This is a genomic window from Kosakonia pseudosacchari, from assembly GCF_015167415.1.
In the GTDB taxonomy this organism is placed as follows: domain Bacteria; phylum Pseudomonadota; class Gammaproteobacteria; order Enterobacterales; family Enterobacteriaceae; genus Kosakonia; species Kosakonia pseudosacchari.
Genome location: NZ_CP063425.1, coordinates 2,404,740 through 2,419,534 on the forward strand (window position 1 = coordinate 2,404,740; position 14,795 = coordinate 2,419,534).

Annotated in this window: 12 protein-coding genes; 5 read left to right on the forward strand and 7 right to left on the reverse strand. The window is 56.6% G+C overall.

Translation table 11 applies throughout. The features are described 5' to 3' along the window. Positions 1-123 precede the first annotated feature (123 nt). Positions 124-1,830 carry an ABC-F family ATP-binding cassette domain-containing protein gene (locus IP581_RS11280; RefSeq protein WP_193822584.1) on the forward strand — a complete coding sequence of 569 codons (1,707 nt, stop codon included), beginning with the start codon at positions 124-126 and terminating at the stop codon, positions 1,828-1,830. Between the two features lie 302 nt (positions 1,831-2,132). Here IP581_RS11280 and IP581_RS11285 read toward each other — a convergent pair whose 3' ends face one another. Continuing rightward, entirely contained in the window at positions 2,133-2,735 is a 603-nt protein-coding gene (locus IP581_RS11285; protein WP_193822585.1) for an inorganic diphosphatase, read from the reverse strand. A gap of 275 nt (positions 2,736-3,010) precedes the next feature. Between IP581_RS11285 and adhP the strand changes: the two genes are divergently transcribed. Both adhP and IP581_RS11295 read left to right on the forward strand, forming a co-directional pair. Next, the gene (gene adhP, locus IP581_RS11290; protein ID WP_193822586.1) at positions 3,011-4,021 is read left to right on the forward strand and encodes an alcohol dehydrogenase AdhP; all 1,011 of its coding nucleotides are present in this window, start codon (positions 3,011-3,013) and stop codon (positions 4,019-4,021) included. Positions 4,022-4,086: 65 nt separating this feature from the next. After that, positions 4,087-4,521, forward strand: coding sequence for a VOC family protein (locus IP581_RS11295; RefSeq protein ID WP_086868986.1), 435 nt, complete (start codon positions 4,087-4,089; stop codon positions 4,519-4,521). A gap of 132 nt (positions 4,522-4,653) precedes the next feature. Here IP581_RS11295 and araJ read toward each other — a convergent pair whose 3' ends face one another. The 4 genes from araJ to fdnG all read right to left on the reverse strand — a co-directional run bounded on the left by araJ (position 4,654) and on the right by fdnG (position 10,612). Beyond that, positions 4,654-5,826, reverse strand: a complete 1,173-nt coding sequence (gene araJ, locus IP581_RS11300; protein ID WP_193822587.1) for an MFS transporter AraJ — start codon at positions 5,824-5,826, stop codon at positions 4,654-4,656. A gap of 192 nt (positions 5,827-6,018) precedes the next feature. Beyond that, the gene (gene fdnI, locus IP581_RS11305; protein WP_086868983.1) at positions 6,019-6,675 is read right to left on the reverse strand and encodes a formate dehydrogenase-N subunit gamma; all 657 of its coding nucleotides are present in this window, start codon (positions 6,673-6,675) and stop codon (positions 6,019-6,021) included. Continuing rightward, entirely contained in the window at positions 6,668-7,552 is an 885-nt protein-coding gene (fdxH, locus tag IP581_RS11310; RefSeq protein WP_086868982.1) for a formate dehydrogenase subunit beta, read from the reverse strand. Before fdxH ends, fdnI begins: the two co-directional genes overlap by 8 nt. A gap of 12 nt (positions 7,553-7,564) precedes the next feature. After that, positions 7,565-10,612 carry a formate dehydrogenase-N subunit alpha gene (gene fdnG, locus IP581_RS11315; protein ID WP_193822588.1) on the reverse strand — a complete coding sequence of 1,016 codons (3,048 nt, stop codon included), beginning with the start codon at positions 10,610-10,612 and terminating at the stop codon, positions 7,565-7,567. Between the two features lie 220 nt (positions 10,613-10,832). Here fdnG and yddG point away from each other — a divergent pair, with 220 nt between their 5' ends. Then, a complete protein-coding gene (yddG, locus tag IP581_RS11320) occupies positions 10,833-11,717 on the forward strand; it encodes an aromatic amino acid DMT transporter YddG (protein WP_193822589.1) in 885 nt (294 codons plus the stop codon). Between the two features lie 12 nt (positions 11,718-11,729). Here the strand turns inward: yddG and IP581_RS11325 are convergent, their stop codons facing one another. Beyond that, complete coding sequence (locus tag IP581_RS11325) at positions 11,730-13,217, reverse strand: SmvA family efflux MFS transporter (RefSeq protein ID WP_193822680.1); 1,488 nt, start codon at positions 13,215-13,217, stop codon at positions 11,730-11,732. Positions 13,218-13,336: 119 nt separating this feature from the next. Between IP581_RS11325 and IP581_RS11330 the strand changes: the two genes are divergently transcribed. Then, complete coding sequence (locus tag IP581_RS11330; RefSeq protein WP_193822681.1) at positions 13,337-13,912, forward strand: TetR family transcriptional regulator; 576 nt, start codon at positions 13,337-13,339, stop codon at positions 13,910-13,912. Here the strand turns inward: IP581_RS11330 and nhoA are convergent. Further along, the gene (nhoA, locus tag IP581_RS11335) at positions 13,909-14,751 is read right to left on the reverse strand and encodes an N-hydroxyarylamine O-acetyltransferase (protein WP_097400995.1); all 843 of its coding nucleotides are present in this window, start codon (positions 14,749-14,751) and stop codon (positions 13,909-13,911) included. The genes IP581_RS11330 and nhoA overlap by 4 nt on opposite strands. Between the last annotated feature and the right edge of the window lie 44 nt (positions 14,752-14,795).

Here is a 14,795-nt window from a genome sequence, read left to right on the forward strand (position 1 = left end):
TCGGTATCGTGCTGCGATAACTTCGGCTTGAGCGAAGACAACAATCCCTTCCCTTGGGCTTACCAGGTTATCGTCAGCGATGTTTGACGAGGCACACGCGTGCCTGTAACTCTTGAGTAAGCAATGAGCACATTATTATCTGCACAATCTCTGCGTGTTGAAACGGCGTTTGGTCCGTTATTCTCCGATCTCACCTTCACCCTGAAAAAAGGCGATCGCCTTGGGCTTATTGGCGACAATGGCTGCGGTAAAAGTACGCTGCTAAAAGTGCTGGACGGTTCACTCTCCCCGCTTTCCGGCAATGTGACGGTGGCGAACCAGTGCCTGCTGGCGCGCGTTGAGCAACATCTGCCCGATGCCCTGTTATCCATGACGCTGCTTGATGCGGTGCTGGCGCAGCTTCCGGCACTTGAGCGTGACAGTCAGCGCTGGCGCGGCGAATCATTATTGGCCAGCATGGGGCTGAGTCCACAGGAAATCGCTTTAACGGCCGCCACGCTGAGCGGCGGGCAACATACCCGCTTGCTGCTGGCGCGGGCGCTGATCCGCGAACCGGATCTGCTGCTGCTCGACGAGCCCGGTAACCACCTCGATCTGCCCACCTTGCTGTGGCTGGAACAGTTTCTGCAAAGCTGGTCCGGCAGTTTCGTGATGGTGTCGCACGACGCGGCGTTACTGGATGCGGTGACCAATGGCAGTTGGATCCTGCGTGACCACACGCTGCACAGCTTCGCGCTCCCCTGTAGCGCGGCGCGTCAGGCGCTGGAAGCGCGGGATGAGAGCGATGCCCTGCGTCACAAAGCGGAGCAAAAGGAGATCGACCGCGTTACTGCCAGCGCCAAACGGCTGGCCACCTGGGGGCGCGTCTACGACAACGAAGATCTGGCGCGCAAAGCAAAACAGATGGAGCGCCAGGTCGAGCGTCTGAAAGAGAGCCAGACCGAGCTGACCGAGGGCAGCCAGTGGCGGCTGGCGCTGCATGGCGAGGAACTCAGGGCCGACCGTCTGCTGGAGATGGAACAGCTGGCGGTTCCGCCTGCGCCAGGGTTACCGGAGCTGTTTCAGGTGCCGGTTGCGCGGCTGAAAAGTGGCGATCGCGTCGCCATTGTCGGGCGTAACGGCTGCGGGAAATCCTCGCTGCTGCGTCTTATCTGGCGGGCTTACCAGCAGGAAAGCGTATCCGGGTTGCGTCTGCATCCCCGTCTGAACGCGGGTTACTACGACCAGACGCTGCATCAGTTGCCGGATGACGCCACGCTGTTTGACGCGCTGGAGCTGTTTGCCCCCACGCCGCAGGATCGCAAAATGGCGCTCATCAGCGCCGGTTTTGCCTGGGCGCGTCACGGGCAGCGCGTGGCGACACTGAGCGGCGGCGAGCGTTCACGGCTGCTGTTTGTCGGCCTGTCGCTGGCGCGCTTTAATCTGCTGATGCTGGATGAGCCAACCAACCATCTGGATATGGCAGGCAAAGAGGCGTTGGCGCAAACGCTGCAGCAGTTCAGCGGCGGCGTGTTGCTGGTCAGCCACGACAGAGCGCTTATCAGCAGTAGCTGTAATCGCTTCTGGCTGGTGGAAAACGGTGAACTGAGCGAATGGCATGATGCGGAGGCGGTGTTTGAACGCCTGCGCGAAAGTGTCCGTCACGAGCAGGCAGCGCCAGTTGCGCTTAATGCCGCGGCTGAGCCAGAGGATATTGATGCCCTTCTGGAGCGGTTAATTAAGCTTGAAACCCAACTGGCAGAAGACCTGGCGCGTAAAGCGAAACACCAGAAACCGCAGCTTCAGGCACAGTGGCGCGAGGAGATTGCACGCCTTCAACAGAGGTTGTAGTACCACAGTAAACAGGCGCCGCAAGGCGCCTGTTTTTTTGTCTATAAACGGGCCGTAATTAACAGCGTTCGATGAAAATGTCAGATCGTATGCGCCTGTCAGGGCGCGGCGGGTAACAGGGGCATCTGAAAAACCCCCGGCTATGCCGGAGGATATTTAGTAACCTCGCCGCCGGTGAAGAAAGTCAGCAACAGGCGGGGGCTTATTGTCTTGAGATTGACTTCGTGCAGAGTCGACGGTGACTTTTTAGTGAATACGCCCCGCAGAAGCGCAATCAACGCCATCAACATGTGCAGGCGGTTTTACTGCTGCGTTTTTTTCGCTTTCCAGGCATCCCATGCCTGTTTGATTTCCTGCTTCGCGGTTGCGGCGTCGTTAAAACCGTTCAGCTCCACTTTTTTACGTCCATCCGGCAACTGCTTGTAAACGCGGAAGAACGCCTCCAGCCGTTGCTGCTCGATTGCAGGCAAATCGGTGATGTTTTTAATGTCGTCATAGGTCGGGTCAATTTTGCTGGCCGGTACAGCAACAATTTTGTCATCCGTTTCGCCACCATCAATCATTTTTAGCACGCCAATCGGGCGTAGTTTGATCAGCGTTCCCGGTGCCAGCGGCGCGCGAGTGTAGAAAATCACATCCAGCGGATCGCCATCCCCCGCCAGCGACTGCGTCAGCGAGCCGTAGTTTGCCGGGTAAGCCACCGGCATAGACTGGAAGCGGTCAGCCACGATAAAACCGGTTTGGGCGTCCGTTTCATACTTTATGATGCCGCCCGCCGGGATTTCCGTTACCGCGTAGAACTCTTCCGGGTTATTTTCCGGCTGCGGAAACTCAAGAATATTGTCTGCCTGAACCGAGGCGGATAAGAGAACGCTGACGGCCAATAGTTTTTTCACCAGATGCATTGTTAATCTCTCTTTTGTTATAGAAAGCAACAATTTGGCGGCAGATGATGACAATAGCATGACATTCATCCCTCGCAGCTTATAACCTTATTAACAATGTAGTTACTGAATATTTACCCTACCTAAACCAGGGGAAAGGCGAAGAAAGTATTACAGCATGTTGCCCTGCTCTTGAATGTCACGTCTAAACCATTAATTCTAAAGCCGTAAATGACGGATGAAGCCAGACGCCACACCCGGATCTCAGTTCCATGCCTCATAACAGGAGAAACACCATGAAGGCTGCTGTTGTTACAAAAGATCATCAGGTAGAAGTGACCCAAAAAACCTTACGCCCGCTGAAACATGGCGAAGCGTTGCTGAAAATGGAGTGCTGTGGCGTTTGCCATACAGATTTGCACGTAAAAAATGGGGATTTCGGCGACAAAACCGGTGTGATCCTCGGTCACGAAGGCATTGGCATTGTCACCCAGGTGGCTGACGGCGTGACCTCGCTGAAAGTGGGCGATCGCGCGTCTGTGGCGTGGTTTTTTCAGGGCTGCGGCCACTGCGAATACTGTAACAGCGGTAATGAAACCTTGTGTCGCGAGGTGGTAAACGCCGGTTACACGGCGGATGGCGGCATGGCGGAAGCGTGCATCGTGATCGCGGATTACGCGGTGAAAGTACCGGACGGGCTCGATTCTGCCGCGGCCAGCAGCATTACCTGCGCAGGTGTGACCACCTACAAAGCGGTGAAAGTCTCGCAGATCAAACCGGGCCAGTGGATTGCTATCTACGGCCTTGGCGGGCTGGGCAATCTGGCGCTGCAATACGCAAAGAATGTCTTTAACGCCAAAGTGATCGCCATCGACGTGAATGATGAACAACTGAAACTCGCAGCCAGCATGGGTGCGGATCTGACCATCAACTCGCGCAGCGAAGACGCAGCGAAAGTGGTGCACGAAAAAACTGGCGGCGCCCACGCCGCCGTGGTCACCGCGGTGGCGAAAGCGGCCTTTAATTCCGCCGTCGATGCCGTGCGTGCCGGTGGACGCGTGGTGGCCGTAGGTCTGCCGCCAGAAGCGATGAGCCTCGATATTCCGCGCCTGGTGCTGGATGGCATTCAGGTTGTTGGCTCGCTGGTCGGTACGCGTCAGGATCTGACCGAAGCCTTCCAGTTCGCCGCCGAAGGCAAAGTGGTGCCGAAAGTGGCGCTGCGCCCGCTGGAAGATATCAACGCCATCTTTAAAGAGATGGAACAAGGCCAGATTCGCGGCCGTATGGTGATCGATCTCCGCCATTAATCACCAGGCATTGCCTATAATCACGGGGGCATTAACGCCCCTTTTTTTATGACACAGAGGTGCTTATGACCACCGCAATTCCCGGTATTGACGTGCTGTTTATCGCCGGTTTTGGCCCTGTTCCGCAAAACGTTGCCGACAGCCAGGCGTTTTACCAGCACACTCTTGGGCTGCCGTTGAAACCGATGGAGGGCGCGAGTGATTACCTCGTCGCCGACCACGATGCGCTGGACGGCGCAAAACACTTCGCCCTGTGGCCGCTGCATCACGCTGCTGTGTCGTGCTTTGGCGCAGAGAAATGGCCGGATTCCCACCCCGTTCCGCAAAGCTGGGTTGAATTTGAAGTGCAGGATTTGGCTATCGCCACCGATGTGCTGGTCAACAAAGGGTATCAACTGCTGGTTGCCAACCGTCTGGAACCCTGGGGTCAGAGCGTCACGCGCCTGCTTGCGCCTGAAGGGGTACTGGTTGGGTTGACCATAACCCCCTGGCTGCGTTAACAGGCGTGTTTACCGGGGCATGCCCCGGTTGTTCGCTTTGCTGAGTGTTTCACGCGTACCGGATGAACCCAGAGAAAGACGCCGATATGCTTTTTTCGCATTTAACCCGGCGGATGTTCACCGGGTTGCGCCTTAGTGCTGAACGACCTGTTCCGGCTGATGCTTTGTTTTTCTGTGACCATAGATCAGAAGCGAGGTCATGGCGGCAAACGTCAGTACCGCTGCCGGTAACGTCAGGTAGCTGTAGGTAAAACCAAACGCGATAATCAGCCCGCCAAACCAGGCACCGACAGCGTTGCCCAGGTTAAACGCCATCTGCCCGCCGGCCGCGCCGAGCATTTCACCGCCCTTCGCATTTTGCAGCAGCATGATTTGTAGCGGCGCGGAGAGCGCGAACAGCCCGGCGCAGCAGACAAAACCAAGCGACAACGCCCCCACTTTGCTTTCACCGGCGACAAACAGCGCCAGCATCGCCAGCATAATCAGTAATTCCGTCACCGCCGCGATACGCAGCGGGCTGAATTTCACCGAAAGCCGCCCGCTGAACATATTGCCCAGCACCATGCCGAGCCCCATCAGCATCATGATCAGTGTCATCGCGCTTTCGGTGAAACCAGAGACATTGACCATAAACGGCTTCACATAGCTAAACCAGGCGAATACGCCCGCGTTGCCAAACATGGTGGCGGCGAAAATCAGCCACGGCTCCGGTTTTTTCAGGAAGTGAAACTGTTCGCTCAGGCGGCTTTCACTGGTATCAAACAGCGACGGCACCCAGACAATCACCGAGACGATCACCAGCGCGAAAAAGACCGAGATCAGCAAGAAAGTGTAGCGCCAGCTGAATGCGTGACCGATCCATGTGCCGAGCGGAATACCAACCAGATTAGCGACGGTCATCCCGGCGATCATCCCGGCCACCGCCATCGTCACTTTTCCCGGCGGTGCGATTTTAGAGAGGATTATCGCCCCGACGCCAAAAATCGCCCCGTGCGGAAAGCCGGAAATCAGGCGCGCGATAATCAGCATGGTGTAGGAACTGGAGACGGTAAAAATGGCGTTACCCACGAGGCACAGCGCCACCAGGAACAGCAGCGTGTTTTTAAGGGAGAATCGATTGGAAACCAGCGCCATAATCGGCGCGCCAATCACCACGCCAAAGGCGTAAGCGGAGATCATATGCCCCGCCGAAGGAATCGAAATGCCGACATTGTTCGCGAGTTCGGTCAACACGCCCATAATGCCAAACTCCGCCATGCCCAGACCAAAGGTCGCAAGTGCCAACGAAAAAACGGTTTTTTTCATACCACTAACCACTTGTTAAAAGTTTGCGACAGGCATTATTGACTATTCATACCACAGCGACCAGTTGAAATGGCCGGGCTGGCATATAAATCCATGCATTCGGGCAGATTAATGAATAAAGCGCAAAAGGTGAGAAACGCGGGCGTGAGGAAAAAAAGACCGCTCCGAACGGTTATCCGGAGCGGCCAGGGGTTATTTAATGCCTTCGGTGCTCTCTTTTTTCGCTTCCAGACGCTCCACCTCGCGATACCAGCGCGGGTGGTGCTTCTGCGCCCAGCGGCGGCTCACTTTCCCTTCAATCATGCCTTTGATGGAACCTTTTACCCAGAACGCCATATACATATGGATCAGGATCGCGTGCAGCAAAATGATCGCCGAGGTGGCGTGCAGCAGCAGGCTGTAGCGGATCACCTGAATCGGGAAGTAGTGCGCAAAATAGGGACGCCAGATAATCACGCCGGTCACCAGCAACACAAAAATCATGCTCATGATTGACCAGAACATCATCTTTTGTCCGGCATTGTATTTCCCGACTTTCGCCACCTTGTGCTCATTGCCTTTCAGCACTTCGACAATGTTTTTCAGCCACGGCAGATCCTGCTTATCCGGGATGTTGTGATGCACAAAACGCACAAACATCACCATCAGCGCCAGGAAGACAACCACGCCAAAGAACGGGTGTAAAATGCGCCCCATCTGCGGCGTGCCGAAGGTTTCCGTCAGCCATTGCAGCGTCGGGAAGAAAAACGAAATGCCAGAGAGCGCGACCAGGAAAAAGCAGATCACCACCGTCCAGTGACAGGCGCGGTCGATAAATTTCGTGCGCACAATCATTTTTGACTTACTCATGATGCTCCTCTTCATCGTCGTCCACTTCTTTGTTCGGCCCGATGCCGATGTAGTGGTAAATCAGCCCGGCGAAGGTGGCGAGGAATCCCGCCGCCGACAACGGTTTCAGTACCCCTTTCCACAGATTGACCGAGGTATCGATCTGCGGATCTTTCGGCAAGTTGTGATACAGGCCTGGCTGGTCGGCATGGTGCAGCACATACATCACATGTGTGCCCCCCACGCCCTGCGGGTTGTAAATGCCCGCACTGGCATAACCGCGTGCTTTCAGCTTCGCCACGCGCTGCTCCGCCAGTTCGAGCATTTCGGCTTTGGTGCCGAAATGGATCGCCCCGGTCGGGCAGGTTTTCACACAGGCCGGTTCCTGGCCGACGCTGACGCGATCGACGCAGAGCGTGCATTTGTAGACCCGGTTATCCTCTTTGTTGAGGCGCGGCACGTTAAACGGACAACCGGCGATGCAGTAGCCGCAGCCAATGCAGTTCTCTTGCTGAAAATCGACAATGCCGTTGGCGTACTGAATAATCGCCCCCGCTGACGGGCAGGCCTTCAGGCAGCCGGGTTCCGCACAGTGCATACAGCCATCTTTGCGGATCAGCCACTCCAGTTTGCCGTTCTGCTCAGTTTCGCTAAAGCGCATCACCGTCCAGGATTTGGCGCTCAGATCGGCCGGGTTATCGTAAACCCCGACGCAATGCCCGACCTCATCACGGATATCGTTCCACTCCGAACAGGCCACCTGGCAGGCTTTGCAGCCTACACAGGTGGAAACGTCGATAAGTTTGGCGACTTCCGCTTTGTAATCACGCGCCCGCGGCGGCGGCGTGACCGGGTTGGTGGCGGAGCGTTTTAGAATGTCCTGCGTTTCCATAGCCATTATTTCGCTCCTTTACGCCTTCTCGATATTGACCAAAAACGCTTTGTATTCCGGCGTTTGCGAGTTCGCATCGCCAACGTTCGGCGTCAGTGTATTGGCGATATAGCCTTTCTGCGCCACCCCTTCAAAGCCCCAGTGCAGCGGAATACCGATGGTTTCCACAGGCTGACCGTGTACCTGCAAGGTACGCAGACGACGCGTCACCACCGCGACCGCGCGAATAAAGCCGCGCTTGCTGCTCACCGTGACACTGTCACCATTGGCAATGCCTTTTGCCGCCGCCAGCGTTTCGCTGATTTCGACAAACTGCTGCGGCTGGGCGATGGCGTTGAGGCGCGCATGCTTGGTCCAGGTGTGGAAATGCTCCGTCAGGCGGTACGTTGTGCCGACATACGGGAACTGATCTTTTTTCCCCATCCGTTTGGCATCATCTGCAAACAGACGCACGACCGGGCTGGAGATCACGTTCGGGTGTAGCGGGTTGGTGCCAAGCGGAGTTTCCATTGGCTCGTAGTGTTCCGGGAATGGCCCTTCCGCCAGCTTGTCGAGGGCGAACAACCGCCCCAGCCCTTCCTGCTGCATGATGAACGGCCCGGTATTGCTGCCCGGCGGCGCGGTGTTAAAGTCCGGGATATCGTTGCCGACCCACTTCGCTCCGTTCCACTGGATAAGCATCCGTTTCGCATCCCACGGTTTGCCCTGCACATCCGCCGACGCGCGGTTGTAGAGCACCCGGCGGTTGAGCGGCCACGCCCATGCCCAACCGAGCGTATTGCCCAGCCCGGAAGGATCGGCATTATCGCGGTTCGCCATCTGGTTGCCCTGCTCCGTCCAGCTACCGCTGTAGATCCAGCAAGATGAGGCGGTGGTGCCGTCATCACGCAGCAGCGCAAAGCTATTGAGCAGTTGGCCTTTTTTCGCCAGCAATTGCCCATTGGCGTCATAGAGATCCGCCAGCGCGTAGCCGTTGTTCTCTTTTGCTACTTCTTCCGAGTGCGGGTTGTGCGGCTGGCGGTAGTTCCAGGACATCTTCAGCAGCGGCTCCGCGCCTTTGCCGCCTTCGGTGCGGTACATCTCGCGCAAGCGGTGGTAAATCCCGGCGAGGATTTCGCCATCGTTCAGCGCTTCGCCCGGCGCGTCCTGGCCTTTCCAGTGCCACTGCAACCAGCGACCGGAGTTGGCAATCGAGCCATCTTCTTCCGCAAAGCAAGTCGACGGCAGACGGAACACTTCGGTGGCGATAGCCGACGGATCGACATCGTTCATTTCGCCGTGGTTCTGCCAGAAGGTGGAGGTTTCCGTCACCAGCGGATCGATAACCACCATGTACTTCAGCTTGCTCAGCGCACTGACAACTTTGTTTTTGTCCGGGAACGACGCCACCGGGTTAAAGCCCTGGCAGATATAGCCGTTGACTTCCCCTTTCGACATCTTGTCGAAGTACTTGATCACATCCCAGGCCTGGTCCCATTTCGGCAGCCAGTCAAAGCCCCAGTTATTCTCTTTCTGCGCCGCGTCGCCGTAGAACGACTTCATCAGGCTGACAAAGAATTTGGGATAGTTGCTCCAGTAGTTAACCTGGTCCGGCAACAGCGCTTTTGGCGTATTCGCCGCCAGGTACTGTTGCAAATCGGTCTGTTTCTCCGATGGCAGCGTCAGGTAACCCGGCAGGCTGGTCGAGAGCAGCCCCAGATCCGTCAGCCCCTGAATGTTGGAGTGCCCGCGCAGGGCGTTTACCCCGCCACCGGCCATCCCCATGTTGCCAAGCAGCAGTTGGATCATCGCCATGGTGCGGATGTTCTGCGCGCCGACGGTGTGTTGCGTCCAGCCCAGTGCGTACAGGAACGTAGTGGTTCTGTCCGCCGCGCTGGTCGAGGCCAGCACCTCGCACACTTTCAGGAAGTCCGCTTTTGGCGTGCCGCAGATGTTCTCTACCGTTTCCGGCGTATAGCGGGCAACGTGCTGTTTCAGCAAGTTCCAGACGCAGCGCGGATCGCTCAGCGTGTCATCGCGTCTGGCGTAGCCGTTTTCATCAAACTGATAGTTCCACGACGTTTTGTCGTACTGGCGTTTTTGCGCGTCGTAGCCGCTGAACAAGCCATCTTCGAAGGCAAAATCGTCCCGCACCAGCAACGCGGCGTTGGTGTAGTGTTTGACGTATTCAGCATTGATTTTGTTGTTTTCGATCAGGTAGCGCAGCACGCCGGAGAGGAAAGTGATATCCGTCCCGGAACGTATTGGCGCATAAATATCGGCAACTGAAGCCGTGCGCGTAAAGCGCGGATCGACCACAATCAGCGTGGCATCATTGTTGTTTTTGGCTTCCATCGCCCAGCGGAAACCGACCGGGTGGGCTTCAGCGGCGTTACCGCCCATCACCATCACCACGTTGGCGTTTTTGATATCAACCCAGTGGTTGGTCATCGCACCGCGACCAAATGTTGGAGCAAGACTTGCTACCGTTGGTCCGTGTCAGACGCGTGCCTGGTTATCCACCGCCAGCATGCCAAGCGAACGCACGAATTTTTGCGTCAGCATGCCGGTTTCATTACTCGCCGCCGAGGCGCACAACATACCGGTGGAGAGCCAGCGGTTGACTTTTACGCCTGCGGCGTTGTTTTCGACGAAGTTGGCATCACGGTCGTTTTTCATCAGGCGGGCGATGCGGCTAAAGGCTTCTTCCCAACTGATGCGCTGCCATTTGTCAGCGCCTGGCGCGCGATACTCCGGGTAGCGCAGGCGGTTTTCACTGTGTACGTAATCCAGCAGACCGGCCCCTTTCGGGCACAGCGCGCCGCGGCTGACCGGATGATCCGGATCGCCTTCGATATGATAGATGGCCTCTTTCGCGTTTTTCGCGCCATCCCCCAGGCTATACATTAATAACCCGCAACCCACGGAACAGTATGTACAGGAATTTCGCGTCTCTTTGGCGCGCAGTAATTTATAATTTCGCGCCTGCGCCAGCGCCATTTTGGGGGCAAATCCCAATGCGGCCGCTGTTGTTCCTGCCATGCCGCCCGCGCAGATTTTAAAAAATTGTCTGCGGCTGACGTCCATTGCTTTCCTCAATTATTGTCGTTAACTGCGGCCGGAAAACTAAACATTTCACAGGGTGAATTAATTGCGGTAAATCAATAACGACGGGGGCTTGATACCTAATAGTTTCGCGCGTCGAATTTTTGTCACTCAAAAGGAGTAGGCGCGGCGCGGTGAATTTTTCTTAATCATTCAGCCGTGTTATAACTTGTGCGTTTATTTCCGGCGATTAAGTGCAGTAATGAATAAAAAACGCGCAACGTTAATTGGTTTACTGGCGGTATTACTCTGGAGCACGATGGTCGGTTTTATCCGCGCCGTCAGTGAAGGTCTTGGCCCGGTTGGCGGCGCGGCAATGATCTATACGCTTAGCGGGTTGCTGCTGGCGGTCATCGTCGGCATTCCGGATTTACGCCGTTTTTCAGTACGTTACCTGATTGCTGGCAGCGTGCTGTTTGTCAGTTATGAACTTTGTCTGGCGCTCTCGCTGGGCTTTGCCGCGACGCGACAACAAGCGATCGAAGTGGGCATGGTCAACTATTTATGGCCGAGTCTGACGATCCTTTGCGCAATATTATTCAACGGTCAAAAAGCCAGCTTATGGGTTATTCCCGGTTTATTGCTGGCGATATTGGGTGTGAGCTGGGTGCTCGGCGGCGAGAGCGGTCTTAATATCACTGAAATCCAGCACAATATTATCTCCAGCCCGCTAAGTTATGCGCTGGCGTTTGCCGGGGCGTTTATTTGGGCGATTTACTGCACCGTCACGACCAAATACGCCAACGGCGCAAACGGCATTACGCTATTTGTCTTGCTGACAGCCGCAACGCTGTGGGTGAAATTCGCGCTCACCCCGCAACCGGAAATGGTCTTTACGCTGCCGGTGGTGGTGAAATTATTGATGACCGGCATTGCGCTCGGTTTTGGTTATGCGTCGTGGAATATCGGTATTTTGCACGGTAACGTCACGGTGCTGGCGGCGGCGTCCTATTTCACGCCGGTGCTCTCTTCCGCGCTGGCGGCGCTGGTGCTAAGCGCCCCGCTCTCTTTTTCCTTCTGGCAGGGCGCGCTGATGGTGTGCGCCGGATCGCTGCTCTGCTGGTGGTCAACCCGCCAGCGCGCGTGATGCGGCGGTACGCTACGCTTTTTCCACTCGCGCCAGGCTAAACCAGATCCCCACCGCCAGCATCATTAACAGTGCGCCGGCGGTGCTCAGTGCAATGCTGTGCGAACCGGTAAACGCCGTTTTCGCCGCCGCGATGATTCCATCTGCAAGTGCGGGCGGTGCTTCCTGCGCCAGGCGAAATGCTTCGCCAATGGAGGATGACGCCTGCGCGGCAGCCTCGCGGCTTAGCCCCTGCGGAAGCTGGATCGAGGCGGAGAAACTGCGGCTTAAAATCAGCCCAAACACGGCAATGCCGAGACCGGCGCCCAGTTCGTAGGACATCGCTTCTATCGCCCCGGCGGCGGCGGCTTTCTCTTTTGGCGCAGCAGCCATGATCGCCGCCGTTGAAGCCAGTAATGCGCTTGCCGCACTGAAGCCCAGCAGCGCCATTAATAGTCCGGCCTGCCACGGTTGAGTGGCGAAGTTGGTCGCGGAAAGCCCCAGAAAACTTACCGCGCTGAGCGCCATCCCGCCTGCGGCGACGCGGCGCAACCCCAGTTTTGATACCAGAACCCCGGCAATCGGCCCGCTAAACCCGCTCGCCAGCATCACCGGCAGCATAAACACCCCGGCGGCAAAGGGCGTGAAACCGTGAACAAATTGCAGCTCCTGCGCCATCAGCAGCTCAAAACCGACCAGCGTGACCATCGCGGTGATCGCCATCAGCACACCGCTTAAAATCACGCGATGCGTAAACAGACGCATATCGATCATCGGCGTGGCGGCAGCCAACTGAATGCGGACAAACCCGGTCAGCAAGATGGCGCCAACCAGTAACGCACTCGCCACGATCCACAGCGGCAGTGTGCCCTTCATTGCCGTTTTTGCGCTCCACACCAGCAGCAAAATGGCGACGATTAAACTCAACGCCTGGTTCAGGTGTAACGGCTGATCGGCGCGGCCTTGCTGACGCGGTACGAAACGCGCGGTCAGCGCCATCACGGCAATGACAATCGGCACGTTAATCAGGAACACGGAACCCCAGTAGAAGTGTTCCAGCAGCATACCGCCAATTAATGGGCCGAATGCCGCCCCGCCGGAACCAATCGCCGCCCAGACACCGAGTGCCGTATTACGCTGCTGCGCCTGCGAGAAGGTATTACGGATCCCGGCAAGCGTTGCCGGCACGATCATCGCCGCGCCTACCGCCAGCAGTGCGCGCGTGGCAATAAGCCAACTGGCGCTCGAAGCAAACGCCGCCAGTAACGAGGCCGCGCCAAACAGGCCGCTGCCGACAAGCAGCAACCGCTTAAAACCGATTTTGTCGCCCAGCGCGCCCATCGGCAGCACCATTCCGGCCATCACCAGCGAGTAGATATCAATTATCCATAACAGCTCATTTCCGCTGGCATTTAACACCGCGCTCAGTGTGGGCGCGGCGACATGCAGCACCGTCGCATCGATAGCGACCGGAATATAAACCAGCACAATGATGACCAGCGTTAACCACTGACGAAACATACTTCTCTCCATCGTTTTTCATTCCTGGACAGATGTCCAGAACGGCGATCCTACGGGAAGTTGAACGCATGTCCAGCTTTTTGTTACACTCCGTTTACTCCTTATTTAACCGAGGTTATATGCGCTATCTGAACAAGGATGATCGCCGCGAAGTGATCCTCAAAGCCGCGATGCACGTGGCGCTTGCGGAAGGTTTTTCCGCCATGACTGTCCGGCGGATCGCAAATGTTGCAGGTGTGGCTACCGGGCAGGTTCACCACCATTTCACGTCGGGAAATGCACTAAAAGCCGAGGCGTTTATCCGCCTGATTGCGGAACTGCTGGAGGTGGAAGTGGTGCCTGAGACCGCGCCTTGTCGCGAGCAGTTGCACGCCATGTTGGGCAGTGACGAAGGCGGTCTCGAACCCTATGTGCATTTGTGGCGTGAAGCGTTACTGCTGGCGAGTAAAGAGCCGGAAATCAGAGGCGCATACCTGCTGACCATCGAGATGTGGCACGCCAAAGTGGTGCAACTGATTGAGCAAGGCCGCGTGGCGGGTGAATTTACTAATAACGATACGGCGGCAAACATTGCCTGGCGACTGATTGCGCTGGTCTGCGGCCTGGACGGGATTTGCATGCTGGGCATGCCAGATGTCGATGACGCTGCTTTCAATCGCCATCTGGCTGTGATGATCGACAACGAGCTCGGTTAAACTTTTTCGCCGTGCAAATCGAAACCGGCCATTACCGTTTCCAGCTGTTGCAGGCTAAAGCCGTACTGTGCGTCGCTCACGCCAAGTCCAAAGCGCTGTTGCAGCGCGTCATACAGCGCCGGAACATCCGCAAAGGTCACCTCTTCCAGCACCTGGCCGTTTTTCCAGTGGGTAAAATGGAAGTTAGTTAACGTCAGTTTGCCGCCGTCCGGCAGATGGCGGCACATCAATAAATGATGGCGGAAATGGGAGGCCGGCCAGTGCGCGGAGTGAAAATTGCCCATCACAAAATCGGCCTGATACTGCTCGCCCATCTCAAACTGATACATCGACTGCCAGCGTTCGTGGTGACGGAACTGGAGCACCCAGTCTTCCCCCTTGCGCTGCAAGCGGTAGAGGCCATGCGGCGTGGCCTGCTCAAGATCCTGCTGCAAGCGAATTGGCGCGGTCAGCGTTTGCCCGCCAAAACCGACATCGGCGATCCACGGCTCGCCCGCCACCTGCACCAGCAAAATACGGTGCGTGCGCGGTGGCATCTGGTGTGGATTAGCAATCACCACCCGCCCTAACAGGCTGCGCACCGTAAAACCCACCTCTTTTAGTACGCGCTCAAACAGCCCGTTCTGTTCAAAGCAGTAACCACCGCGACGGGCGACGACCAGTTTATGGAAAATCGCCTCATCGCTGAGTTCAATCTCACGCGGCAGCACGACATCGAGGTTTTCAAAAGGGATGGCGCCATTGTGATGCAAATGCAGCGCCCGCAGCGTTTCCAGTGAGACATCGGGCGTTTGCTCCCAGCCAATACGGGCCAGATAAGCGGTCAGAAAAGGGGTCATACAGGCTCCTTGCGAATGGTGTCCCGTTGTTATAGCGCATTTTT

What these genes read in the sequence shown, in the direction of transcription:
- IP581_RS11280 (WP_193822584.1), top strand. Translation starts at nt 124, where the DNA reads ATGAGCACATTATTATCTGCACAATCTCTGCGTGTTGAAACGGCGTTT.
- IP581_RS11285 (WP_193822585.1), bottom strand. Translation starts at nt 2,735, where the DNA reads ATGCATCTGGTGAAAAAACTATTGGCCGTCAGCGTTCTCTTATCCGCC.
- adhP (WP_193822586.1), top strand. Translation starts at nt 3,011, where the DNA reads ATGAAGGCTGCTGTTGTTACAAAAGATCATCAGGTAGAAGTGACCCAA.
- IP581_RS11295 (WP_086868986.1), top strand. Translation starts at nt 4,087, where the DNA reads ATGACCACCGCAATTCCCGGTATTGACGTGCTGTTTATCGCCGGTTTT.
- araJ (WP_193822587.1), bottom strand. Translation starts at nt 5,826, where the DNA reads ATGAAAAAAACCGTTTTTTCGTTGGCACTTGCGACCTTTGGTCTGGGC.
- fdnI (WP_086868983.1), bottom strand. Translation starts at nt 6,675, where the DNA reads ATGAGTAAGTCAAAAATGATTGTGCGCACGAAATTTATCGACCGCGCC.
- fdxH (WP_086868982.1), bottom strand. Translation starts at nt 7,552, where the DNA reads ATGGCTATGGAAACGCAGGACATTCTAAAACGCTCCGCCACCAACCCG.
- yddG (WP_193822589.1), top strand. Translation starts at nt 10,833, where the DNA reads ATGAATAAAAAACGCGCAACGTTAATTGGTTTACTGGCGGTATTACTC.
- IP581_RS11325 (WP_193822680.1), bottom strand. Translation starts at nt 13,217, where the DNA reads ATGTTTCGTCAGTGGTTAACGCTGGTCATCATTGTGCTGGTTTATATT.
- IP581_RS11330 (WP_193822681.1), top strand. Translation starts at nt 13,337, where the DNA reads ATGCGCTATCTGAACAAGGATGATCGCCGCGAAGTGATCCTCAAAGCC.
- nhoA (WP_097400995.1), bottom strand. Translation starts at nt 14,751, where the DNA reads ATGACCCCTTTTCTGACCGCTTATCTGGCCCGTATTGGCTGGGAGCAA.